Origin of the sequence: Azospirillum palustre (assembly GCF_002573965.1) — a bacterium.
GTDB classification, from domain to species: domain Bacteria; phylum Pseudomonadota; class Alphaproteobacteria; order Azospirillales; family Azospirillaceae; genus Azospirillum; species Azospirillum palustre.
This window is the reverse complement of record NZ_PDKW01000043.1, coordinates 2,324,908-2,348,744: the sequence shown is the minus strand read 5'-3', so window position 1 is coordinate 2,348,744 and position 23,837 is coordinate 2,324,908. Positions and strand designations below refer to the sequence as shown.

The window sequence follows — 23,837 nt, the reverse complement described above, 5'->3', positions numbered from 1 at the left end:
GCCCGCATCGTCATCTCCGGCGGGCGCGGTATGCAGTCGGGCGACAACTTCCCGATGCTGGAGGCTCTGGCCGACAAGCTGGGTGCCGCCGTGGGTGCCAGCCGGGCCGCGGTCGATGCCGGATACGTGCCGAACGACTATCAGGTCGGCCAGACTGGCAAGATCGTCGCGCCCGACCTGTATGTCGCCGTCGGAATCTCGGGCGCCATCCAGCATCTGGCAGGCATGAAGGACAGCAAGGTGATCGTCGCCATCAACAAGGACGAGGAGGCGCCGATCTTCCAGGTCGCCGACTACGGCCTCGTCGCCGACCTGTTCACCGCGGTGCCGGAACTGACTGCCCATCTCTGAAGCAAAACCGATTGCTGCTCTCGACAAGTTCACTCCCGCGATGTGTTGGTCTGACGCGGCTAGGTACAAAGGAGTTTATGGACGTCCCGGTATTGCATTCAGGAGCATTAGAACCAGACGACCTCACACTAGTGGAAGGTGCCCTGGGCTCCGGTGAAGCCCTGGCAGATCACCTTCGTGTTCTTGTCGACGAGAACAGCCATGTTACGCGGCCTCCTTCACGGCCTTGACCACCTTTTCGGCGGCATCGGCGAGGTTGTCGGCCGAGAGGATCGGCAGGCCGGATTCGGCCAGGATCTTCTTGCCCAGATCGACGTTGGTGCCTTCCAGGCGCACCACCAGCGGAACGTGCAGGTGCACTTCGCGCGCCGCGGCGACCACGCCCTCGGCGATCACGTCGCAGCGCATGATGCCGCCGAAGATGTTGACCAGGATGCCTTCGACGTTGCTGTCGGACAGGATCAGCTTGAAGGCCGCGGTGACGCGCTCCTTCGTGGCGCCGCCGCCGACGTCGAGGAAGTTGGCCGGCTCGCCGCCATACAGCTTGATGATGTCCATGGTGGCCATCGCCAGGCCGGCGCCGTTGACCATGCAGCCGATGTTGCCGTCGAGCTTGACGTAGTTGAGGCTGTGCTTGGCGGCCTCGATCTCCGACGGATCCTCTTCGGCCTCGTCGCGCAGCTCTTCCACGTCCTTGTGACGGAACAGCGCGTTGTCGTCGAAGTTCATCTTGGCGTCGAGCGCCAGGATGTCGCCGGCGCCGGTGACGATCAGCGGGTTGATCTCGACGATGGCGCAGTCCAGGTCCACGAAGGCCTTGTAGGCGGCCTGGATGAACTTGGCGGCGGCACCGACCTGCTTGCCTTCCAGGCCCAGCGCGAAGGCGACCTTGCGGGTGTGGTAGCCCTGGATGCCGGTGGCCGGGTCGACCGCGACCTTGATGATCTTCTCGGGCGTGTTATGGGCGACCTCTTCGATCTCCATGCCGCCTTCGGTCGAGGCCATGATCGTCACGCGGCCGGTGGCGCGGTCGATCAGCATGCCGAGGTACAGCTCGCGCTTGATGTCGGCGCCTTCCTCGATGTAGAGGCGCTTGACCTCGCGGCCTTCCGCGCCGGTCTGCTTCGTCACCAGGACGCTGTTCAGCATCTCGGCGGCGTTCTTGCCGACTTCCTCGATCGACTTGACGACGCGGACGCCGCCCTTGCCCTCGGGGTTGTTCTTGAAGCGGCCGGCGCCGCGGCCACCGGCGTGGATCTGGGACTTCACGACCCAGACCGGACCGCCCAGCTCGCGGGCGACCGTCTCGGCCTCCTGCGGGGTGTAGGCAACGCCGCCGCGGGGAACCGCGACGCCGTACTTCTTCAGCAGGCTTTTCGCCTGGTACTCATGGATGTTCATCGGGCGTCCATCTGTTTTTTGGTTCGGCTGACGAAACGGGTCGACTGAAGGACAAGACGGGCGCACCACCGGCGCCGTCCCGACCCGAACTGGGGGCAGGGACGGCGCCGGAGACCGCGCAAGCCGTTCTTTAGGAAGCGGACTTCTCGGCGTCCAGCTTCTTGACGACGTCGACCAGCGTCTTCACCGCGTCGACGGAGTTCTGGAACATCGCCTTCTCTTCGTCGTTCAGCTCGATCTCGATGATCTTCTCGACGCCGCCGGCGCCGATGATCGTCGGGACGCCGACGTAGAGGTCGTCCTGGCCGTACTGGCCGCTCAGGTGGGCGGCGACCGGCAGAACGCGCTTCTGGTCCTTGAGGTAGGACTCGGCCATCTGGATGGCGGAGGCGGCCGGGGCGTAGAAGGCCGAGCCGTTGCCCAGCAGCTTGACGATCTCGGCGCCGCCGTCACGGGTGCGCTGAACGATGGCGTCCAGCTTCTCCTGCGTGGTCCAGCCCATCTTGACCAGATCGGGCAGCGGGATGCCGGCGACGGTGGAGTAGCGCACCAGCGGGACCATCGTGTCGCCGTGGCCGCCCAGCACGAAGGCGGTGACGTCCTCGACCGAGACGTTGAACTCTTCGGCCAGGAAGTAGCGGAAGCGGGCCGAGTCGAGCACGCCGGCCATGCCGACCACGCGCTCCGGCGGCAGGCCGGACGCCTGCTGCAGCACCCACACCATCACGTCGAGCGGGTTGGTGATGACGATGACGAAGGCGTTGGGGGCGTGCTTGCCGATGGCCTCGCCGACGGTCTTGCAGACGCCGCTGTTGATGCCGATCAGGTCGTCGCGGCTCATGCCCGGCTTGCGCGGGATGCCGGCGGTGACGATCACGACATCGGCACCCTCGATGGCCGAGTAGTCGTTGCCGCCGGTCAGGCTGACGTTGTAGCCCTCGACCGGGGCGGCCTCGGCGAGATCCAGAGCCTTGCCGGCGGGGGTGCCGGGGACGATGTCGAACAGGACGACGTCGCCCAGTTCCTTCTGGGCAGCGAGCAGAGCCAGCGTGCCGCCAATCTGGCCGGCACCGACGAGCGCAATCTTCTTGCGAGCCATGGAGCGTTCCCTAAAACGTTTGAGCGTCCCCCATTCAGCGGGAGACTAGAACCGTTGGTCATTCTAACGTCTTAGGGATCCAGCGCCCCGAGATTTCGGAAGCGTAGGTAGCGCGTTTTGTCGCGGAGGGCAAGCATGACCGCAAGCGGAGCATTGCAGCGTTGCGTCGCACCCCCGATGATCCTTTCCAAACGCCGCAGCGTTGGGCTTTATACGTATGGTTCGCGTCCGGTCCTTACCTTGTTCGAATATGGTCGAAGGAGAGCGCAGATGGCCAAGCTCGTGGCCCGTTTCATTCCCGGTCTGACCATGTCGCTGGCGCTTGCCGCCGGTGTCCTGGGGGCCGGTGCAGCCCAGGCCCAGACGGTCGGCGACTACACCGCCGCCATGGCCGCCGCCCCGATCACCGACCCGGCGGCGGAGGCCAGCGCCGCCTATTGCCGGCCGCTGACCAATTATGTCTACACCTCGATCCCCGACAACCAGCGCTCCAGCTGGGTGATGCCGCTGGTGACGCTGGACGGGACGCAGTCGGCGGAGATCTCCGCCAAGCGCGACGCCTGCCTGAAGGTGCGCCAGCAGGCGCTGATCGCCTTCGACGCCGGCACCGGCGAGCAGATCGTCACCCCGGCCGAGGCGATGGAAGGCCCGACCGACCGCGGCCCCTATTACAAGGAGCCGTCGCCCGACGCCCCGATCCCGCACACCGGCCGCGCCACCCCGCGCCAGCCGATGCCGCGCGGTGGCGTGCAGTAAGCTGAACAGTCAGGGCCCGACGCCGTAGCGTTCCAGGTGGCGGGCCATCTCGGCGGGGGACAGCGGGAAGCCGCTGCCCTGCCGGGCGTTCAGCATGGCGCGCGGGTGGATGCCGGCGGCGCGCGCCTGGATCTGCATGGCGCACCGCATCGACAGGCCGGCGCGCCAGACCAGCGCGGTGACCGCCTGCGGGTCGTGGGCATCGAGGATCAGATCCACCACATCCGGCGCCACACGGGCGCGCAAAGTCAGTGCCGCCCGCACGAAACCGGTCTCGTTCCACGACATCGCGTCGCTGAGCGCCGTTTCGTCGAGCTTCCCCTGCCGGTGCAGGCGGACGGCGCGGCGTTCCGGCGGCTCTGCCTGGTCGGGGGCCTCGGCCCAGTCGATGCGGCGGCGGGTTGTCGCGGCGATCTCCGCCACCGTGGCCTCGTCGAGGTCGCCACGGCGGCGCAACGCCTCGACCACCGCCAGATCGACGAAATCGGCCAGCCGCAGCGCCAGCCGGCGGGGCAGGGCCGGGCGGCGGGCCAGCTTCTCCCGCCAGTCGGGATGGTGGGCCGACTGCTCCACCAGCGCTTCCAGGGTGGGTTCGGCGATCACCGCACCGCTGTTGTCGAGCAGGATGCCGGTCGCCTCGGCATGGCCGCTGCCGGCGATGGCGTCGGACAGGGCGGCGCCGATGCTGTGGCGCCGGGCGATGGCCGACAGGGCCCAGCCGGCGGGGGCCGCGGCGACGATGTCCAGCAGATCCTCGTCGCCCAGCGCCGCACAGCAGCGCAGCACCGGCTCGGCCACCGAGCGTTCGACATCGCGCGCCAGCGTCGCCACCACCGAGGGCGGGGCGCAGGCGATATCCTTGATCGCCGTCGCCAGCGCCTCGCGCACGCGGACGATGTGGTCGCGGGCCAGCTGCTCCAGCGCACGGGTCGCGACGGTGCTGACGGTGTCGGCCCCGCCCGGTGGCAGGTCGGGCAACAGGTGGCACAGCTTGCGGGCCAGGGTGGAGCGCACGTCCGCATCGCCCATGCCGGCCAGCCGCGACTCGACCAGAACGTCGCCGACCTGACGGGCGACACCGCGTCCGGGATGGGGGGCGGCAGCGGGGGGCGGTGCTGGCACGGGTTCCAGCACCGGCGCTGGGGCCGGTTCCGGCGACTCGGCGAACAGATAGTCCATCAGCTCGGGCGCGACGCCGCACTCCGTCTCCGGCGGAAGACGGGGGGAGGGGCGGGCCGAGGGACGGGCCGAGGGACGGGACGGGGAGCGCCGGGCTGTCACCGGACCTGAAGCCTTGTGGTTGGGCCGCGGCCGGAGCGGAGCGGCAGCTGTGGGATCGTGCAGACCATCGAAACGCTCCCCTGGTTAACGGCCCCCTAATTCGGCGGCGGTGCGGCCTGTGACATCCCACGAGGCCGGCGGCGAACCTCAGCGCCGCTTGGCCGCCGGGGTGCTGCCCAGCATGCTGCGCTGCGCCAGCATCGGGCGCGGCATCTGCCGGCCGCCCAGCACGCGGACCGGCACGGATTGCTCCTGCCGGTGCTTGTCGAACTGGTCGAAGATGCGCAGCAGCGCCTCCGCCGTGCCTTCGCCATACTGGATGTCGGTGCGGGCGCGGCCCAGTTCGGTGCGCAGCCCGTCGCGCAGCCGGCCGAACAGCGCGTCGAACAGCGCCTGGAAATGCTCCTCGGCGAAGACGAAATGACGCTCGCGCAGCTGGTCGGTCATCCGCCGCATGAAGGTCTGGCGCTGCTGGTGGAACTGCCGGAAGCGCAGCATCACCCGGATGAAGGGCGTGTCGGCCAGCACCGCCAGCGTCTCCTCATGCGCCAGCCGCTGCCAGACCTCGCCATCGCGGTCGGTCCCCAGCCGGTTGAACAGGGCGATGACGCTGGCATTCATCGCCTCCCATTCCTTTTCATAGAACAGGGCGGTCAGGGTCGATTGCAGGCCGGGAAGGATCACCTGGGGAAAGCTGGCTCCGGTGATCGGATCCATGCTGTCGGGCAGCCGGGTGCGCAGGGCCGAAACCATCAGGCGGGTGACGAAGTCGCGGCGGCGCCCGCCGGCCCCGATCTGCGGAGGCTCCTCCCCCAAAGGGCTGGCGCCTCCCCCACAGCCCCCGCAGCTCGACGCCGTGCAGGATTGGCAGATCGAGGCGAACAGCGGCAGCACCGACGGCCAGTGCGCCATCATCAACCCCATGGCGCGGGTGAATTCCTCGCGCGACAGGACGCCCTTGGCGGTGAATTGCGGCTCCAGCGCCTCCTGAAAGGTGCTGACCAGAGCCTGGGCCGTGCGATGGTGGCGTTCGAACGGCGGCTGATCGGCGGTCATCCCACGCCCTCCCTCCCGGTTCATCCCAGCCGGCCGGCGGCTGGGCCGGACGCGGTTACCGGAACAATTTATCCGGTATTTTATCTAATCCGGCTGTGACGGCCATCACAGGGCGGTGTCGGGAGAGAGAGGGAAGGGGACGCCGCGGGCAAAAAAAGGGCCGCATCCCAAATGGGAGCGGCCTTTAGTCTAGGGAGGAAACGCACTGCAAAATGCAGTAACGAGGCGGAGTTTAAGCCCGCAGCCGTGTTAGCGGTACCACGGTTTTCGTATTGGTGCGGTGCGACATCCGCATAGCGCGGTATGGAATAGAGTTTGGTTTGCCCAGCCCCTATGCGGGAAGGCAGCTTTCTGCCCGTTTCATGGGCAGGCAGCAGCTTGCGGGAAGAGCGAACGATCAAATTCGAAAATCATCGCGCCAGGGAATGTTCGCAAACGAAAAAAGGGGGCGTCTCGCGACACCCCCTTTTCCAATCCCATGCGGACCGCAGCGTCAGGCCGCCAGCTTCTCGCGGATCAGCGCCTTGGTCTCCTCGATGCCGTAAAGCTGGATGAAGGAGCCCATGCGCGGGCCGGTGGTCTGGCCCAGCAGCACCTCATACAGCGCCTGGAACCAGGCGCGCAGCTCGGTGAAGCCGTGCGCCTTGCCGACCTCGAACACCTCGTTCTGGATGGTGTCGGCGCGGGCGTCAGCCGGCACGCTGTCGAGCTTGACCAGCAGGTCCTGCAAGGCCGCGCGCTCGGCGTCGGTCGGCGCACGGAACTGCTTGGTCGGCTTCACCTGATCCTGGTAGTAGCGCACGGCATAGCCGACCATGCTGTCGAGGAACGGGCTGTTCTCCGGCGTGGCGTCGGGCGCGTAGCGGCGGATGAAGCCCCACATGGCGTCCTTGGTCTCGGCATTCGCCGCACCGGCCAGATTGAGCAGCAGGTTGAACGACACGTCGGAGCGCACCGCCGGCGGCTTGCCGTTGTGGATGTGCCAGGCCGGGTTCTCCAGCTTCTTCGCCGGCTCCTCGCCATGGACCCTGTCGACGAAGGTCAGATACTCGTCGACGGCGCGCGGGATGACGTCGAAATAGAGACGCTTGGCCGACTTCGGCTTCTGGAACATGTAGAGGGCGAGGCTTTCCTGCGGCGCGTAGGCCAGCCATTCCTCCATGGTCAGGCCGTTGCCCTTCGACTTGGAGATCTTCTGGCCCTTGTCGTCGAGGAACAGCTCGTAATTGAAGCCTTCCGGCGGGGTGCCGCCAAGGATTTTGCAGATTTTGCCGGCGAGATCGGCCGAGGGAATCAGGTCCTTGCCGTACATCTCGTAATCGACGCCGAGGCCGAACCAGCGCATGCCCCAGTCGGGCTTCCATTGCAGCTTCACATGGCCGCCGGTGACCGGCAGCTCGACCTTCTTCCCATCCTCGTCCTCGAAGACGATGGTGCCGGCATCGGTGTTGCGCTCCAGCATCGGCACCTGGAGGACCCGGCCGGTCGAGGGGGAGACCGGCAGGAAGGGGCTGTAGGTCGCCTGACGCTCCGCACCGAGCGTGGGCAGCATCACCGCCATTACCTCGTCGTAATGGCGCAGGATGCCGAGCAGCGCCTCGTCGAAGCGGCCCGACTTGTACCAGTCGGTGGAGGACTGGAACTCGTACTCGAAGCCGAAGCTGTCGAGGAAGGCGCGCAGCCGGGCGTTGTTGTGGGCGCCGAAGCTGTCATGGGTGCCGAAGGGATCGGGCACCTGGGTCAGCGGCTTGCCGAGATTGGCCGCCACCATCTCCTTGTTGGGGATGTTGTCGGGGACCTTGCGCAGCCCGTCCATGTCGTCCGAGAAGCAGAACAGCTTGGTGGACAAGTCGCTCATGGTCTGGAAGGCGTGGCGCACCATGCTGGTGCGCGCCACCTCGCCGAAGGTGCCGAGATGCGGCAGGCCCGACGGACCGTAACCGGTCTCGAACAGGACATAGCCTTTGGCGGGCGGAGCTTTCGCGAAGCGCGCGACCAGTTTGCGCGCCTCCTCGAACGGCCATGCCTTCGCCTGCAACGCCAGATCCCGTTCGCCGGTCATCGTCGGACCCTTTCGAAACCACAAAGATAAAGTTGGGAATGAGGGCAAAGACCCTAGGGCCGGGCGGGCGTGGCGTCAACCTTGGGCGTCCGGCCTGGCTGGCATGGATGTCTGGCGGGGGACGTCTTTGGTGGGTCTTGCGGCACCCTTTCGCCCGGTCCATCCTGCGCCCCCCGCGGAATCGGCCTTGCGGGAGTTGGCGGGGTTTTGGGGCGATGAGCTGGCTCTATCTGGTGGTGGCGATCCTGTTCGAGGTCGTCGGCACGTCGGCGATGAAGATGTCGGACGGGATGACGCGGCTCGGCCCGGCGGCGGTCGTGGTGGTGTGCTACGGCATCGCCTTCCTGCTGCTGGCCAAGGCGCTGCGCACGATGGAGGTCGGCATCGCCTACGCGATCTGGTCGGCGACGGGCACCGCCGCCATCGCCGCCATCGGCGTCTTCGTCTTCGGCGAATCGCTGACGGCGATGAAGGTGGTCGGCATCCTCCTGATCGTCGCCGGGGTGATCAGCCTGCACATGGCGAGCGGGCCGGCCTAAACCCCGACCTTGAACGGGTTCACCTGCCGGGCGGCGCGCTCCACCGCCTCGGCGGGGCCGGGGCGGCCGAGGAAATAGCCCTGGGCGAAGTCGCAGTTCAGGCCGCGCAGGGCCTCCAGCGTCTCGGCATCCTCCACCCCCTCCGCCACGGCGGTCAGGTTCAGGCTGTGGGCCATCTGGATGACGGCGGCGGTGATCTTGGCGCTGTCGTGGTTGCGGGTGAGGTCGGCGACGAAACTGCGGTCGATCTTCAGCTTGTCCACCGCCAGACGGCCGATGTAGGACAGGTTGGAATAGCCGGTGCCGAAATCGTCGATCGACACCTGCACCCCCATCGCCTTGATCCGGCGCAGATTGTCCATCACCAGGTCGGTGTTCTGGATCAGCATCGATTCGGTCAGCTCCAGCTCCAGCAGCAGCGGGTCGAGCCCGCTGTCGCTCAGCGCCCGCGTCACCGTGGCCACGAGGTCGTTGCGCTGAAGCTGCAAGGCCGACAGGTTGACCGCCACCGACAGCGGCAGCCCCTGGGCGTGCCATTGCGCCGCCTGCCGGCAGGCCTCGGTCAGGACCCAGGCGCCGATCGGCACGATCAGGCCGCTGTCCTCGGCGATCGGAATGAAATCGCCGGGCGGGACCATGCCCTTGTCCGGATGATTCCAGCGCACCAGCGCCTCGGCACCGGTCACGGCGCCGGTCTCCAGGCAGACCTGCGGCTGGTAATGGATCAGGAACTCCCCCCGCTCCAGCGCGCGGCGCAGGCCGCTGCGGGTGGACAGGTGGGCCACCGCCTCGGCGTTCATCGCCTCGGCATAGAAGCGGTGGGTGTCGCGGCCGGCGGCCTTGGCGTGGTGGAGCGCGGTGTCGGCATTCTTCAGCAGGGTGGCGAAATCCTTCCCGTCGGCCGGGGCCATGGCCACGCCCGACGACAGGGTGAGCGTCAGCTCGTGCCCGCCGACCTGGAAGGGGTCGGCCATCGCCTCGTGCAGGGAGGCGACGGTTTCCACCACCGTGTCGATGTCGGGCTTGCCGGACAGCAGCAGGATGAACTCGTCGCCGCCGCCGCGGCTGACCGTGTCGGTCTCGCGCACCGCCGCCTTCAGCCGGTCCGCCACCGCGCGCAGCAGCGCGTCGCCGACGGCGTGGCCCAGGCTGTCGTTCACCGTCTTGAAGCGGTCCAGGCCGCAGGCGACCAGCGCCACCAGCCGGCCGTTGCGCTCCGACCGGGCCAGCGCCTGTTCGGTGCGGTCCTGCACCAGGATGCGGTTGGGCAGCAGGGTCAGCGCGTCGTGGCGCGACAGATACTCCATCCGCTCCTGCGCCGCCTTGCGTTCGGTGATGTCGCGGATGAGAACGAGAACCCGGCGGTCGTTGCCGTCGATGACGGCGCGCCGCATGCTGACCTCCACCCAGAACAGCGACCCGTCCAGCCGGCGGGCATGCCATTCGAACAGCTGCGGTTCGCCGTCGGCCGCCTTGCGGATCCAGGCCGCCGCCTCGCTGCGCGTGTAGGGCGGCGTGCCGGAGCTGAGCATCCCGGCGGTGATGTCCGAAAGCGGCAGGCCTTCCACCCGGTACATCTCCATCATCCTGCGGTTGGCTTCCAGGATGGAGCCGCTGTCCAGGTCGTGGATGAAGATGGCGTCGGTGACGCTGTCGAAGATGGTGCGGACGCGCTCCTCGCTGGCGGTCAGGGCGGCGACCGCGGTGCGCAGGCTCTCGGTCTTGCTTTCGACCTGCCGGCGCAGCAGCAGGACCCAGACCAGCGCGCCGGCGCCCAGGACGGCCAGCCCGGCCAGCAGCTTGACCAGCAGGTCCATCGTCTGCGGGCTGACCAGGCCGGTGAGGGGGCGGCCGAGCCAGCGCTCCTCCACCGCCTTGCGCTCTTCCGGGGCGATGCGGGCGAAGCCGTCGGCGATCAGGCGGAACAGGGCGGCGTTGCCCTTGCGCACCGCCCAGTGCAGTTCGCCGGTGTAGAGCGGCTCGGTGTAGCGGAAGCGCCCCTGCACCCCGCGCTTGGTCATGTAATAGCGGGCCGAGGGGTCGTCCATGCAGAAGACCCGGGTTTCCTGGCGCGAGGCGGCATCGACCATCGCCTCGAAACCGGGATAGCGCTGGAAGGCGGTGATGCCCTGGTCGGTCAGCCATTCGATGCAGAAATCGCCGTCCTTCACCCCGACCGTGAAGGCGCGCAGCGAATCCACCCCGGTGATGCCGCTGAGGTCGGCGCTGAACCAGATCGGCACGTCGACGCGGGCATAGGGCTTGGAGAAATCGTAGATCGCCTCGCGGGCGCTGTTGCGGAAGATGGTCTCGATGACGTCGGCGTCGCCCCTGTCCATCGCCTGCCGGGCGAGCCCCCAGTCGAGCGGCATCATCCGCACCGGGATGCCGGTCTTCTGCGACCACAGCATCCAGATGTCCTTCACGATGCCGACATGGGCGCCGTCCGGCGTGTGGAAGCTGTAGGGCGGGTAATTGTTGTCCAGCGTCACCCGGATCTCGGCCGGGCGGGGGCCGGTCTCCGCAAGCGTGGCCGGCACCGGCGTGTTGATCGCAGCCGCCGGGTCGCCGGCCAGAAGCGACAGCAGCAGGATCGCCAGCAACCGCGAGACCGCGGTCCGCGCACTGCGGATCGCCATGGGAAGCCCCATGGGGATCGCCTTGGACCTCCCCTCGCGCCTCATGGAGGCACCCCGGGCGGAACGGTCGATGGACAGCGCGTGGCGGACATGGACATGGCCCTTGCCGAGGTCATGGACAGCGCAGGCGTGCGAGGCCATCTCCTCGCCGCCATCGCCAGCTTATCGAAGAGGGTAACCCGTTCGACGCGCTGCGGCAACGAGGGGTTCTTGCACGCCTGTGACAAGCTCCCGCGCCGATGGCAGCCGGTGCGCCCGGCAAGGGATCAGGGCGAGCGGCCGGCGGGCGGAGCGGCGGGCCGGGAATTGGACGGATGGCCGGCCCGGTCGTTCACCTGGGCGCGCAGGGCATCGCGGATTTCCTCCAGCAGCTGCTCCTGCCGCGGCGGCGTCTTCAGGGTTTCCTTGTGCAGGATGTGCAGCCGGTTGACCTGCCGGACGATCAGGAACAGGGCGCCCGACACGATCAGGAAATTGATGCAGGCGTTGATGAAGCGGCCATAGTTGACGGTCGCCGCACCCGCCTTCTCGGCGGCCTGGAGCGAATCGTACTGGCCGCCGGACAGGCTGAAGAAATAGTTGGAGAAGTCGATGCCGCCCATGACCCAGCCGATGGGCGGCATCAGGATGTCCTTGACCAGGGAATTGACGATTCCCGTAAAGGCGGCACCGATGATGATGCCGACCGCCAGCTCCACGACATTGCCGCGGCTGATGAATTTCTTGAATTCTTCGAACATGGCGTCCCGTTTCTCCGTGGTCACGGAAGGGAAACGGGACGGAGCAGGGATGGTTTCATAAGGCCCCCTCTTGCCCCGGACAGGACCGGGGGAAGAGGGGGTGACTTCGGCTCTTTACGCCATGCGGCCGTGGCAGTGCTTGAACTTCTTGCCGGAGCCGCAGGGGCAGGCGGCGTTGCGCGGGGTGTTCTCCATCACCTCGGCCGGCAGCGGCTGGTCTTCCGGCGTGCCCACCAGCGAGGAGGCGAGCGAGGAGGCGCGGACCATGCCGTCCGGCAGGGCTTCGCCGTCACCGGCCCCCATGGCGGCCATCGCCAGGGCCGGGTCCATGCGGCCCTCGTGCATCTCCTGCATCTGGCGGGCGAACAGCTCCTCCTGCGACGGCGCCATGCGGATTTCGACATGCATCAGGATGGTGGTGACCTGCTCGCGCAGCGCCATCAGCATGCTGTCGAACAGCTCGAAGGCCTCGCGCTTGTACTCGTTCAGCGGGTCCTTCTGGGCATAGGCGCGCAGGTTGATGCCCTGGCGCAGATGGTCGAGCTGGAGCAGATGGTCCTTCCATTCCTGGTCCAGGATCTGGAGCAGGATGCTCTTCTCGACATGCCGCATCGTCTCGGCGCCGTAGGCCTCCTCCTTGTCCGCATATTTACGGTCGGCGGCCTCGCGCACGCGCTCCTCGATCTCCGGCTCGGCGATGCCCTCTTCCTTGGCCCACTCCTGGACCGGCAGGTCCATGCCCAGCACGCGGTTGACCGCCTCGTGCAGGCCGGCGATGTCCCACTGCTCGGAGTAGCTGTTCGCCGGAATGGCGGTCGACACCATGTTGGCGATGATCTGGTGGCGCATCTCGCGGATTTCCTCCGCGATGTCCTCGCTCTCCATCACCTCGTGGCGCTGCTCATAGACGACCTTGCGCTGGTCGTTCATGACGTTGTCGAACTTCAGCAGGTTCTTGCGGACCTCGAAGTGATGCGCCTCGACCTTCTGCTGCGCCTTTTCCAGCGCCTTGTTGATCCAGGGATGGATGATCGCCTCGCCTTCCTTCAGGCCGAGACGCTGGAGCATGCTGTCCATCCGCTCCGACCCGAAGATGCGCATCAGGTCGTCTTCCAGCGACAGGAAGAACTTCGAGGTGCCGGGATCGCCCTGGCGGCCGGAACGGCCGCGCAGCTGGTTGTCGATGCGGCGGCTCTCGTGCCGCTCGGTGCCGATGACGTAGAGGCCGCCGGCCTGCTTGACCTTCTCGCGCGCTTCCGCGATCTCGGCCTCGATCTGGGCAATGCGGGCGTCGCGCTCCGGGCCTTCCGGAATGTCGGCCAGCTCGACCTCGATCCGCATCTGGAGATTGCCGCCCAGCTGGATGTCGGTGCCGCGGCCGGCCATGTTGGTGGCGACCGTCACCGCGCCGGCGCGGCCGGCCTGGGCCACGATGTAGGCTTCCTGCTCGTGGTGGCGGGCGTTCAGGACGTTGTGCGGAATGTTGCGCTTGGTCAGCAGCTCCGACAGCAGTTCCGACTTCTCGATCGAGGTGGTACCGACCAGGACCGGCTGGCCGCGCTTGCGCGCGTCCTCGATCAGGTCGGTCATCGCGTGGTACTTCTCGGTCGCGGTGCGGTAGACCTCGTCGTCATGGTCGATGCGCTTGACCGGGACGTTGGTCGGCATGTCGACCACTTCCAGCCCGTAGATCTCGCCGAACTCCGCCGCCTCGGTCAGCGCGGTGCCGGTCATGCCGGCCAGCTTCGGGTAGATGCGGAAGTAGTTCTGGAAGGTGATGGAGGCCAGCGTCTGGTTCTCGCGCTGGATCGTCACCTTCTCCTTGGCTTCCAGCGCCTGGTGCAGGCCTTCGGAGAAGCGGCGGCCGTCCATCATGCGGCCGGTGAACTCGTCGATGATGACGACCTTGTCGTCCTTGACGATGTAGTCCTTGTCGCGCTGGAACAGCATGTGGGCGCGCAGCGCCTGCTGCGAATGGTGGACCAGCGCCACGTTCTGGATGTCGTAGAGCCCGCCGGTCTTCAGCAGCCCGGCCTCGGCCAGCAGCTGCTCCATATGCTCCTGGCCGGCTTCGGTGAAGCTGACGGTGCGGTGCTTCTCGTCCTTCTCGTAATCCTCGGCCACCAGCATCGGGATCAGCCGGTCGACCTGGACATACATCTCGGACGAATCGGTCGAGGGGCCGGAGATGATCAGCGGCGTGCGCGCCTCGTCGATCAGGATCGAGTCGACCTCGTCGACGATGGCGAAGTTGAAGGGCCGCTGGACCAGCTCCTCCAGCCGGAACTTCATGTTGTCGCGCAGATAGTCGAAGCCGAACTCGTTGTTCGTGCCGTAGGTGATGTCGGCGGCGTAGGCGGCGCGCCGCTCGTCGTCGTCCAGCCCATGGACGATGCAGCCGGTGGACAGCCCGAGGAAGCCGTAGACCCGCGCCATCCAGCCGCTGTCGCGCGAGGCGAGGTAGTCGTTCACGGTGACGACGTGGACGCCCTTGCCTTCCAGCGCGTTCAGGTAGACGGCCAGCGTGGCGACCAGCGTCTTGCCTTCGCCGGTGCGCATCTCGGCGATCTTGCCGCTGTGCAGGACCATGCCGCCCATCAGCTGAACGTCGAAGTGACGCTGGCCCAGCACGCGCTTGGCCGCCTCGCGCACGGTGGCGAAGGCGTCGGGCAGGATGTCGTCCAGCGTCTCGCCCTTGGCCAGCCGTTCGCGCAGCCAGCCGGTGCGACCCTTCAGCTGGTCGTCCGACAGCGCGGCGACCGACGGCTCCAGCGCGTTGATCTGAGCCACGGTCTTGTGCAGCGCCTTGACCGCGCGCGTGTTGGCGGTGCCGAAAATCTTGCGGGCGAGAGCGCCGAACATGAAAACCTCGGGAGTAAAGCGGAATGTGGGCCAGCCTATCGACGGGTCTCACATAGGACTATGGCAAGGCGCTGTCAACGAGACCGGGCCGGCGGGGGCCCCGTTGCGGCATTTGCGCAGAGGGCGGGGCGGGAGCGCAGAGCGGGATGCGGGGCGGCGGCAGGGCGGTGGCAGCGCGCTTGGGGCATGACCGTTTGATGAATTCGCGTCCAGAAACCGCCGCGGCGGTTGGCTGTCGCCGGTGGGGGCTGGTATCCCCTGCGGCGGAACACAGCTAATGGGCGGTGGCCGCGCGCGGGACAATGGGGACCCTTGCCCCGCGCGGCTTAGCCATGCTTAATCCCCTGCGGAATCGGGCGCGGAGCGGCGGATGGCTCCGATGCCGCAGACCATGCGAAACGGGCGCCGGCCCATCGGCCGCCCATTTGTGAAGCATCCGCCGGAAGGAAACAGACACGCCATGGTTCAACGAGTGTTCCGCACCGCGCTCCTGTCGGTTGCCGCCTGTGGCATCGCGCTGGCCGCCCACGCCCAGACGCCGGCTCCCGCCACCCCGGCGCCGGCCGCTCCGGCCCCGGCTGCCGCTGCTGCTCCGGCCGCTCCGGCCGATCCGGTGGTCGCCCGCGTCAACGGCGAGGAGCTGCACAAGTCGGACGTCACCCGCATGGTCTCGCAGCTGCCGCCGCAGGTGCAGCAGATGCCGATCGAGATGATCTATCCGGCGGTGATCGACCAGCTGGTCAGCGGCAAGCTGGTCTCCTCGGCCGGCTACAAGGCCGGTCTGGCCGATTCGGCCGAGGTGAAGGACGAGATCAAGCGCGCCGAGGAGCGCGCGGTGCAGCGCGCCTACATCCAGAAGGAAATCAAGGCCCGCGTGACGCCGGAGGCGCTGAACAAGGCCTATCAGGACTACCTGAAGGAGAACCCGGCGCAGGAGGAGGTCAAGGCCGCCCACATCCTGGTCGAGAAGGAAGACGAGGCCAAGGCCATCATCGCCCAGCTGAAGAAGGGCGGCGATTTCGCCAAGCTGGCCAAGGAGAAGTCCAAGGACGCCGCCGCTGCTGCCCAGGGCGGCGACCTCGGCTACTTCACCAAGGACGCGATGGTCGAGCCCTTCGCCAACGCTGCCTTCGCCATGAAGCCGGGCGAGATCAGCAAGGAGCCGGTCAAGACCCAGTTCGGCTATCACATCATCAAGGTCGAGGACAAGCGGACCCAGCCGCAGCCGACGCTGGACGAAGTGAAGCCGCAGCTGGAGCAGACCCTGTCGAAAGACATGGTCACCGCGCTCGTCGAGGAACTGCGCGGCAAGGCGAAGATCGAGACCTTCCAGCTCGACGGCTCGCCGATGCCGAAGGAAGAGCCGGCGGCCGCTCCGGCCACCCCGGCCGCTCCGGCGGAACCGGCGAAGAAGTAAGTTCCGGCGCTCCGGCCCCCGCCGCCCCTTATCCCCGCACCTGCGGAGACGAGGGCGATGGGGGCCGGAGGCTCCGACAGTTTCATCGCGTCACCACGCCACCACCACTCCCCACCACGGGAATTTCCGTCATGGCCACGACCCTCTCCCCCTTGGCTCCCGCAAGCTTCCCGACGCTGCCGCCCATCGCGGGCGTGCGCATCGCCACGGCGAACAGCGGCATCCGATACAAGGGCCGCGACGATCTGCTGCTGGCCGTGCTGGATCCCGGCACCAGCGTGGCGGGCGTGCTGACCCGGTCGCTGACCTGCTCGGCCCCGGTGATCTGGTGCCGCGACAGCCTGCCCAAGGGGTCGGCCCGCGCCGTGGTGGTGAATGCCGGCAACGCCAACGCCTTCACCGGCAAGGCGGGCGACGCCACCGTTCAGGCGACCGTCGACGCCGCCGCCGAGCTGGCGGGCTGCGCCCCGGACGAGGTCTATATCGCGTCGACCGGCGTGATCGGCATCCCGCTGGCCGCCGACGCCATCGGCAAGTGCCTGGCGCCGATGGTGCCGACCCTCGCCGCCGATTCGGCCGCGTGGGAGAAGGCCGCCCGCGCCATCATGACCACCGACACCTTCCCGAAGGGCTCGGTGCGCACCGCCAGGATCGGCGGGACGACGGTGACCATCGCCGGTTTCGCCAAGGGCTCGGGCATGATCGCGCCGGACATGGCGACGATGCTGGGCTTCGTCTTCACCGACGCCGCCATCGCCGCCACCGCGCTGCAGGACATGCTGTCGGAGTTCACCGAGCGCACCTTCAACGCCGTCACCGTCGATGGCGACACCTCGACCAGCGACACTCTGCTGCTGTTCGCGACGGGCAAGGCGGGCAACGCCCCGGTGTCGAGCGCCGATGCCGCCGAACTGGCGGAGTTCCGCGCCGCGCTGGAGGATCTGCTGCTCGATCTGGCCTTGCAGGTGGTGCGTGACGGCGAGGGGGCGACCAAGTTCATCGCCATCACCGTGCGCGGCGCCGACAGCGACGCCGCCGCCAAGCGGATCGGCATGACGGTGGCGAACTCGCCGCTGGTCAAGACCGCCATCGCCGGCGAGGACGCCAACTGGGGCCGCATCGTCGCCGCCATCGGCCGCGCCGGCGAGCGCGCAGACCGCGACCTGATCAGGATCACCGTCGGCGGCACCCTGATCTGCGCCGAGGGGATGGAAGTCCCGGGTTACGACGAGACGCCGGTCACCGCCCACATGAAGGGCAAGGAGGTCGACATCGACATCGACCTTGGCCTGGGCAAGGGGACGGCGAAGGTGTGGACCTGCGACCTGACCCACGGCTACATCGACATCAACGGCAGCTATCGGAGCTGACGGGCCATCGGAGTCGCGTGATGACCGCCTGTTTCGATCCCAGCTCCACCCCCGCCCCCGGTTCGCTGCCGGTTCTGCTGGTCGTCGCGGTGGCGCTCGTCGATGCCGACGGGCGCGTGCTGCTGGCCCAGCGCCCGCCCGGCAAGTCGCTGGCCGGCCTGTGGGAGTTCCCCGGCGGCAAGGTCGATGCCGGGGAGACGCCGGAGGCGGCGCTGGTGCGCGAGCTGAAGGAGGAGCTGGGTATCGACACGGCGGCCAGCTGCCTCGCCCCCTTCACCTTCGCCTCGCACAGCTACGAGCGCTTCCATCTGTTGATGCCGCTCTATGTCTGCCGGGTGTGGGAGGGCGACGTGATGCCGCGGGAAGGGCAGACGCTCGCCTGGGTCTATCCGAACCGGATGGGCGATTACCCGATGCCGCCGGCCGACGTTCCGCTGGTGGCGATGCTGCGGGATCTGCTGTAGGGGCGATACCGCGCGTTGAAAATCGGGCTGCGCGGCTGTATATTTTTCGGAGGTGGCCGACGGGTGTTCCTGCACCCGCCGGCACGCTCCCAGTGCTTAGCGCCGGATCAGGCGGATTTCGATCCGCCATCTCCGCCACTGGAGCACCAGGAAGAAGGGCATCTTCTTCATGCCACCTTCCTCCTTCTGAAACGGCGGATGGACCACCCATCCGCCGTTTTCAGTTTACACGCGGACGATGAGCAGCCGGTATCTTTTCACACCGATGTGTGGTGGCGGCCGGTTGCCGTTCGGGGCAGGTCCGACCTTTGTTCCCGGACGCGTCCCTTTGCGGCTTTGCCCTGGAGGCGATCTGTGCGACATGATGGGGCGTTGAGACGACAAGCCGGATCTCCGGCACCACTTTCCTGAACCGCATCGGCGTGGATTCGTTGTTTTCCTACAGCAACCCGGGTGCGTCGGACGATGCCTCCGGTCAACGGCCGGCCACGGCGCTCGACGCGCTGCGGACGGTGTTCGGCTACGACTCCTTCCGCGGCCAGCAGGCCGACATCATCGACCATGTGGTGCGCGGCGGCGACGCGCTGGTGCTGATGCCGACCGGCGGCGGCAAGTCGCTGTGCTATCAGATCCCGGCCCTGGTGCGCGACGGCGTGACGGTGGTGGTCTCGCCGCTGATCGCCCTGATGCGCGATCAGGTGACCGCCTTGCGGGAACTCGGCGTGCGCGCCGCCTTCCTCAACTCCTCCCTCGGCCCGGCCGAGGCGCGGGAGGTGGAGCGGGCGATGGTGCAGGGCGAGATCGACCTCGTCTATGTCGCCCCCGAACGGCTGGTGACGCCGCGCTTCCTCGACCTGCTCGACCGCACCCGGCTGGCGCTGTTTGCGCTGGACGAGGCGCATTGCGTGTCGCAGTGGGGGCACGATTTCCGGCCCGAATATCTGCAGCTGTCGATCCTGCACGAACGCCACCCGGCGGTGCCGCGCATCGCGCTGACCGCCACCGCCGACGTGCAGACCCGCGCCGAGATCAAGGACAAGCTTGGGCTGACCGACGCCCGCGTCTTCCTGTCCAGCTTCGACCGCCCCAACATCACCTACCGCGTGGTGCCGAAGAAGAGCGAGCGCCAGCAGATGCTGGCCTTCCTGCGCGACAACCATCCGGAAGACGCCGGCATCGTCTATTGCATGTCGCGCAACAAGGTGGAGGAGGTCGCGGCCTGGCTGAACCAACAGGGCCGCGAGGCTCTGCCCTACCATGCCGGGCTGCCGGCCGAGACGCGCGAGGCCAACCAGGACCGCTTCATCAAGAGCGAGGGTCTGGTGATGGTGGCGACGGTCGCCTTCGGCATGGGCATCGACAAGCCGAACGTCCGTTTCGTCTGCCACCTCGACCCGCCCAAGAGCCTGGAAGCCTATTACCAGGAGACCGGCCGCGCCGGCCGCGACGGGCTGCCCGCCAACGCCTGGATGGCCTACGGCATGGCCGACGTGGTGATGCTGCGCCAGATGCTGGAGCAGTCGGAGGCGGGCGACAGCCACCGCCGGGTGGAGCGCGGCAAGCTGGAGGCCCTGCTGGGCTTCTGCGAGACGTCGGACTGCCGCCGTCAGGTGCTGCTGAACTATTTCAACGAGACGCTGCCGCAGCCCTGCGGCAACTGCGACACCTGCCTGGACCCGGTCGAGACCTGGGACGGCACCATCGCCGCGCAGAAGGCTTTGTCGGCGGTCTACCGCACCGGGCAGCGCTATGGCGCCGGCCACCTGATCGACGTGCTGGTCGGCAACGCCACCGAGAAGGTGGTGCAGCAGAGCCATGACCAGCTGAAGACCTTCGGCGTCGGCAAGGATCTGACCAAGGTCGAATGGCAGTCGGTCTACCGCCAGCTGGTGGCGACCGGCCTGCTGACCGTCGATCTGGAAGGTTACGGCGGCTTCCGCCTGACCGATGCCGGGGTCGCCGTCATCAAGGGGCAGCGGGTGGTGAAGCTGCGCAAGGACCCGGTGCTGGAGCGCCGGCGCGGCGTCCACGACGCTCTGCGCCGCCACAGCGCGCGGGGCGGATCGGTCGGCGGGAGCGGGGAAGGCGTGTCGCGCTCCGGCGCCCGCGGAGCGCTGTCGGCGGCGGACGACGCGCTGTGGCATGCGTTGAAGGACTGCCGGACGGCTCTGGCCAAGGCGCAAAGCGTGCCGCCCTATGTGATCTTCCACGACAGTACGCTGTTGGAGATGGTGGCCCAGCGCCCCCGCGACCACGCCACCTTCGCCCATCTGCCGGGGGTCGGCGGGCGCAAGCTGGAACGCTACGCCGACGCCTTCCTGGAGGTGATCCGGCAGCACGGGTAAGGCTTTCGGGCGCATGGCAGGTTTGAGGACGGGCGGCCGATTTTTCCGAAATTCACCGCTTGCATCCCGGCAAGCACCTCGCTATGTTCCGCGCCACAACGACGCCGCAGTAGCTCAGGGGTAGAGCAACTGATTCGTAATCAGTAGGTCCGGGGTTCAAATCCCTGTTGCGGCACCAGTTTCTTCAAGGGCTCGGCAAGCAACTGCCGGGCCCTTGATCGTTTCTGGGGTGTTGCGCGGCTCTCCGTTATGGCGCTGGTCAATCGAGTGCTTGGCGGTCGCCGCAAACAACTCGGGCGCCGCATCTCCCGACACGGCGCCCGTCCCTCATCCCACAAAACCCTTCGCCCTCACTCCACCGGGTAAGGCGGCTTCGTGTAGCCGGCCGGCGACAGGGTGAAGATCTCCGCACCGTCCGCCGTCACGCCGATGGAATGCTCGAACTGGGCGGACAGCGACTTGTCCTTCGTCACGGCGGTCCAGCCGTCGCCCAGGATCTTCACGTCGGGGCGGCCGGTGTTGATCATCGGCTCGATGGTGAAAATCATGCCTTCCCGCAGGACCAAGCCTTCGCCGGGCTTGCCGTAATGCAGGACCGACGGCGGCTCGTGGAAGACGCGGCCGACGCCGTGGCCGCAGAAGTCGCGCACCACCGAGAAGCGGTGGGACTCCGCGAAGGTCTGGATGGCGTGGCCGATGTCGCCCAGCGTGGCGCCCGGCTTCACCGCGGCGATGCCGATCATCAGCGCGTCATAGGTGACGTCCACCAGCTTGCGCGCCTTCACGCCGACGTCGCCGCACAGATACATGCGGCTGCTGTCGCCGTACCAGCCGTCGACGATCGGCGTGACGTCGATGTTCAGGATGTCGCCGTCGACCAGACGCTTGTCGCCGGGAATGCCGTGGCAGACGACATGGTTGACCGAGATGCAGTTGGCGCGCGGAAAACCGCGATAGCCCAGCGGGGCGGGGATGCCGCCATGGTCGCGGATGAACTGCTCCAGCAGGCGGTCGAGCTCGCCGGTGGTGACGCCGGGCTGCACATAGGGGACGATGTAGTCCAGTGCCAGCGCGGCCAGACGACCGGCCTTGCGCATGCCTTCGAATCCCTCCGGACCATGAAGGCGGACGCGGTTGGATTCGACGTGATCCTGTTCCAAGACGAAAGCCCCTATGCCAGGTAACCAAAAGCCGGATGCCGAAGGCCTGCTGCCGCGACCCTAGAGCCGGATCGGCAACGGCCGGTCCAATTCAATCGATTCGGGGGTGATCGCGCAAGACCAACACAGCGCCTCCACCCCAGAATCCAACGCGCGGCGCAGTCCGTCATGATAGGCCGGATCGAGATCGGCCGCCGTGCGGAAATGGGAACAATCGCCGCGCTGGACAAGGTAGAGCATGACCGCGCGGCAGCCCTGCGCCACCATCGCCGTCATCTCCTCCAGATGCTTGGCGCCGCGGGCGGTCACGCAGTCCGGAAACTCGGCGGCGTCGCCATGCGGGCCGTCGGGGCGGCGCAGATGGACGTTCTTGACCTCGACATAGGCGGGTGGCCGGGCTCCCGGCTTGGCTGGATCGTCCTCCAGCAGCACGTCGATGCGGCTGTTGCGGCCGTATTTCACCTCGCGCCGCAGCCGGTCGTAACCGGCCAGTTCCGGGATGGTGCCGGCGGAGATCGCGGCGGCGACCAGGGCGTTGGGATGGCCGGTGTTGACGCCGACCAGCCCCTCGCCCCAGGGGGCGGCGGCCTCCACAAGTTCCAGCGTGTGGGCCAGCTTGCGCTTGGGGTTGTCGGAGCGCGACAGCCAGACGGCGGAGCCCGGGATGTCCAGCCCGATCATGCTGCCGGAATTGGGGACATGCACCGTCACCTCCACCCCGTCCAGCAGGACGTCGGCAAGGAACCGCTTGTAGCGGCGGATCAGGCGGCCTTGAAGAAGGGGGGTGGGAAAGCGCATCTTGGCGGCGACGCTACCCTTGGCCTTCCCGCCCGACAAGTGCGTTCCGATGGAGATCCCCGCCAGATGACGTCCGAAGCTGCTGCAAACGAGACTGGAGCCAACCCGACCGCCGCCGTGCTGGTGATCGGCAACGAGATCCTGTCGGGCCGCACCAAGGACGCCAACCTGGGGCATATCGCCGAGAAGCTGACGGAGATCGGCGTGCGGCTGCGCGAGGCCCGCGTGGTGCCGGACGTGGAGGACGAGGTCGTCGCCGCGGTCAACGCCCTGCGCGCCCGCTACACCTATGTCTTCACCACCGGCGGCATCGGTCCGACCCACGACGACATCACCGCCGCCTGTGTCGCCAAGGCGTTCGGCGTGGCGCTGGAGCGCAATCCGGAGGCCGTGGCCCGGCTTGAGCGCCATTACGCCGCCGGCCAGCTGAACGAGGCGCGGCTGCGCATGGCCAACGTCCCGGCCGGCGGCATCCTGATCGACAACCCGATCAGCCAGGCGCCGGGCTTCCAGATCGGCAATGTCTTCGTCATGGCCGGCGTGCCCAACATCATGCGGGCGATGCTGGACGGCATCCTGCCGCGGCTGGCCGGCGGGCCGGCCCTGCATGCCCGCACGGTGGCCTGCGAACTGGGCGAGGGGGTGATCGCCGCCGAGCTGTCGGCCTTGCAGGACCGCCATCCGGCGTTGGAGATCGGCAGCTATCCTTACTTCCGCAACGGCTTCTTCGGCGTCAGCCTGCTGCTGCGCGGCACCGACGAGGCGGAGGTGACGGGCGCGGCCGATGAGCTGGTGGAGATCATCCGCGGTCTTGGCGGCACGCCCACCGTGACGGTCGGTACGAAAGGATAGTGGTGGGTATGACGGCCGCTCTGACGAGGGATATGTCGGCGGATCGATTGCCGCGGACCGATCCGGTCCTACATTAACTTTCTGTCATCTCCGTCTTGCCCGCCGCGGGAGCCCCGCCATGAAGAGCTTCGAGAAATCAGCGCTGCTGTTTCTTCTCCGCCACCTGTTCGCCGGCATCGTCGGCGCCGTGGTGCTGGCAAGCGGGCTGTTGTGGTTCGACGTCGCCAAGCTGGCGACCCTGATCGGCAGCAGCGAATATGGCATCACCGCCACGGTGATGCTCTATGCCGGGCTGATGCTGACCTTCGGCAGCGTGTCGATGGGAATCGGCATCATGACGATGAACGAGGACACCCGCCCCTAACGCCGCGGCATGACACCGCGGCAGGGTTGCCTTCAGTTGCCGAACGGTCCGAAGCGGTCGTAGATCCAGACAAGGGCGACGATCAGCGCCAGCCACAGCGCCGCGTTGCGCAGCACCACCCCACGGTTGCGGCGAAGGGCTGCCGGTACCACGAGAACCGCGACCATCAGCAGCGCCACCAGCGACATCCATTGCGTCTCGCTCACGCCGTCTCCTTCCTGTCCCCGATCTGACCTGACCCGGCCCCCAGTTGCGCATCCTTCGATATGGGAATGCCTGCG

At 67.5% G+C, this 23,837-nt stretch carries 20 protein-coding genes and 1 tRNA gene; 10 read left to right on the top strand and 11 right to left on the bottom strand.

Annotation, left to right across the window (positions count from 1 at the left end; translation table 11 throughout):
* Positions 1–351, top strand: a 351-nt coding sequence (locus CRT60_RS33430) for an FAD-binding protein (protein ID WP_204562115.1), incomplete at its 5' end; no start/stop codon positions are given.
* A 204-nt stretch (positions 352–555) separates the two neighbouring features.
* On the opposite strand, the gene sucC is transcribed toward CRT60_RS33430, so the two are convergent.
* Positions 556–1,752 carry an ADP-forming succinate--CoA ligase subunit beta gene (sucC, locus tag CRT60_RS33425; protein ID WP_098740659.1) on the bottom strand — a complete coding sequence of 399 codons (1,197 nt, stop codon included), beginning with the start codon at positions 1,750–1,752 and terminating at the stop codon, positions 556–558.
* Positions 1,753–1,882: 130 nt separating this feature from the next.
* Positions 1,883–2,851: a malate dehydrogenase gene (mdh, locus tag CRT60_RS33420; RefSeq protein WP_098740658.1), complete on the bottom strand. Its 969-nt coding sequence runs from the start codon at positions 2,849–2,851 to the stop codon at positions 1,883–1,885.
* 270 nt (positions 2,852–3,121) lie between these two features.
* Between mdh and CRT60_RS33415 the strand changes: the two genes are divergently transcribed.
* Positions 3,122–3,607 carry a hypothetical protein gene (locus CRT60_RS33415; protein WP_098740657.1) on the top strand — a complete coding sequence of 162 codons (486 nt, stop codon included), beginning with the start codon at positions 3,122–3,124 and terminating at the stop codon, positions 3,605–3,607.
* A 9-nt stretch (positions 3,608–3,616) separates the two neighbouring features.
* Here the strand turns inward: CRT60_RS33415 and CRT60_RS33410 are convergent, their stop codons facing one another.
* From CRT60_RS33410 to CRT60_RS33400, 3 genes are all read right to left on the bottom strand, one after another.
* Entirely contained in the window at positions 3,617–4,786 is a 1,170-nt protein-coding gene (locus tag CRT60_RS33410) for a DUF2336 domain-containing protein (RefSeq protein WP_098740656.1), read from the bottom strand.
* Between the two features lie 249 nt (positions 4,787–5,035).
* Positions 5,036–5,944 carry a hypothetical protein gene (locus CRT60_RS33405; RefSeq protein ID WP_098740655.1) on the bottom strand — a complete coding sequence of 303 codons (909 nt, stop codon included), beginning with the start codon at positions 5,942–5,944 and terminating at the stop codon, positions 5,036–5,038.
* A gap of 493 nt (positions 5,945–6,437) precedes the next feature.
* The gene (locus CRT60_RS33400) at positions 6,438–8,006 is read right to left on the bottom strand and encodes a lysine--tRNA ligase (protein ID WP_098740654.1); all 1,569 of its coding nucleotides are present in this window, start codon (positions 8,004–8,006) and stop codon (positions 6,438–6,440) included.
* 215 nt (positions 8,007–8,221) lie between these two features.
* Between CRT60_RS33400 and CRT60_RS33395 the strand changes: the two genes are divergently transcribed.
* Positions 8,222–8,545: a DMT family transporter gene (locus CRT60_RS33395; RefSeq protein ID WP_098740653.1), complete on the top strand. Its 324-nt coding sequence runs from the start codon at positions 8,222–8,224 to the stop codon at positions 8,543–8,545.
* Here the strand turns inward: CRT60_RS33395 and CRT60_RS33390 are convergent.
* The 3 genes from CRT60_RS33390 to secA all read right to left on the bottom strand — a co-directional run bounded on the left by CRT60_RS33390 (position 8,542) and on the right by secA (position 14,786).
* Positions 8,542–11,325 carry an EAL domain-containing protein gene (locus CRT60_RS33390; RefSeq protein ID WP_244592887.1) on the bottom strand — a complete coding sequence of 928 codons (2,784 nt, stop codon included), beginning with the start codon at positions 11,323–11,325 and terminating at the stop codon, positions 8,542–8,544. The two genes, CRT60_RS33395 and CRT60_RS33390, sit on opposite strands and share 4 nt — an antisense overlap.
* Positions 11,326–11,450: 125 nt before the next feature.
* Entirely contained in the window at positions 11,451–11,924 is a 474-nt protein-coding gene (gene mscL / locus CRT60_RS33385; protein WP_098740652.1) for a large conductance mechanosensitive channel protein MscL, read from the bottom strand.
* A 114-nt stretch (positions 11,925–12,038) separates the two neighbouring features.
* A complete protein-coding gene (secA, locus tag CRT60_RS33380; RefSeq protein WP_098740651.1) occupies positions 12,039–14,786 on the bottom strand; it encodes a preprotein translocase subunit SecA in 2,748 nt (915 codons plus the stop codon).
* A 460-nt stretch (positions 14,787–15,246) separates the two neighbouring features.
* On the opposite strand from secA, the gene CRT60_RS33375 reads away from it, so the two are divergent.
* The 5 genes from CRT60_RS33375 to CRT60_RS33355 all read left to right on the top strand — a co-directional run bounded on the left by CRT60_RS33375 (position 15,247) and on the right by CRT60_RS33355 (position 20,560).
* On the top strand, positions 15,247–16,203 hold the full coding sequence (locus CRT60_RS33375) for a peptidylprolyl isomerase (RefSeq protein WP_098740650.1): 957 nt from the start codon (positions 15,247–15,249) through the stop codon (positions 16,201–16,203).
* A gap of 131 nt (positions 16,204–16,334) precedes the next feature.
* Positions 16,335–17,573, top strand: a complete 1,239-nt coding sequence (argJ, locus tag CRT60_RS33370; RefSeq protein WP_098740649.1) for a bifunctional glutamate N-acetyltransferase/amino-acid acetyltransferase ArgJ — start codon at positions 16,335–16,337, stop codon at positions 17,571–17,573.
* A 20-nt stretch (positions 17,574–17,593) separates the two neighbouring features.
* Positions 17,594–18,037 carry a (deoxy)nucleoside triphosphate pyrophosphohydrolase gene (locus tag CRT60_RS33365; RefSeq protein ID WP_161958144.1) on the top strand — a complete coding sequence of 148 codons (444 nt, stop codon included), beginning with the start codon at positions 17,594–17,596 and terminating at the stop codon, positions 18,035–18,037.
* A gap of 422 nt (positions 18,038–18,459) precedes the next feature.
* Positions 18,460–20,382 carry a DNA helicase RecQ gene (gene recQ / locus CRT60_RS33360; RefSeq protein ID WP_098740648.1) on the top strand — a complete coding sequence of 641 codons (1,923 nt, stop codon included), beginning with the start codon at positions 18,460–18,462 and terminating at the stop codon, positions 20,380–20,382.
* Between the two features lie 103 nt (positions 20,383–20,485).
* A tRNA-Thr gene (locus tag CRT60_RS33355) sits at positions 20,486–20,560 on the top strand.
* A gap of 172 nt (positions 20,561–20,732) precedes the next feature.
* On the opposite strand, the gene map is transcribed toward CRT60_RS33355, so the two are convergent.
* The gene (gene map / locus CRT60_RS33350) at positions 20,733–21,542 is read right to left on the bottom strand and encodes a type I methionyl aminopeptidase (RefSeq protein WP_098740647.1); all 810 of its coding nucleotides are present in this window, start codon (positions 21,540–21,542) and stop codon (positions 20,733–20,735) included.
* A 60-nt stretch (positions 21,543–21,602) separates the two neighbouring features.
* Positions 21,603–22,340 carry a DNA/RNA nuclease SfsA gene (gene sfsA, locus CRT60_RS33345; RefSeq protein ID WP_098741163.1) on the bottom strand — a complete coding sequence of 246 codons (738 nt, stop codon included), beginning with the start codon at positions 22,338–22,340 and terminating at the stop codon, positions 21,603–21,605.
* 66 nt (positions 22,341–22,406) lie between these two features.
* Here sfsA and CRT60_RS33340 point away from each other — a divergent pair, with 66 nt between their 5' ends.
* Positions 22,407–23,192 (top strand): competence/damage-inducible protein A, encoded by a 786-nt coding sequence (locus CRT60_RS33340; RefSeq protein ID WP_098740646.1) that lies wholly within the window; start codon positions 22,407–22,409, stop codon positions 23,190–23,192.
* A 118-nt stretch (positions 23,193–23,310) separates the two neighbouring features.
* On the top strand, positions 23,311–23,556 hold the full coding sequence (locus CRT60_RS33335) for a hypothetical protein (RefSeq protein WP_098740645.1): 246 nt from the start codon (positions 23,311–23,313) through the stop codon (positions 23,554–23,556).
* Between the two features lie 32 nt (positions 23,557–23,588).
* On the opposite strand, the gene CRT60_RS36585 is transcribed toward CRT60_RS33335, so the two are convergent.
* The gene (locus CRT60_RS36585) at positions 23,589–23,762 is read right to left on the bottom strand and encodes a hypothetical protein (RefSeq protein WP_167421852.1); all 174 of its coding nucleotides are present in this window, start codon (positions 23,760–23,762) and stop codon (positions 23,589–23,591) included.
* Positions 23,763–23,837: the final 75 nt, after the last annotated feature.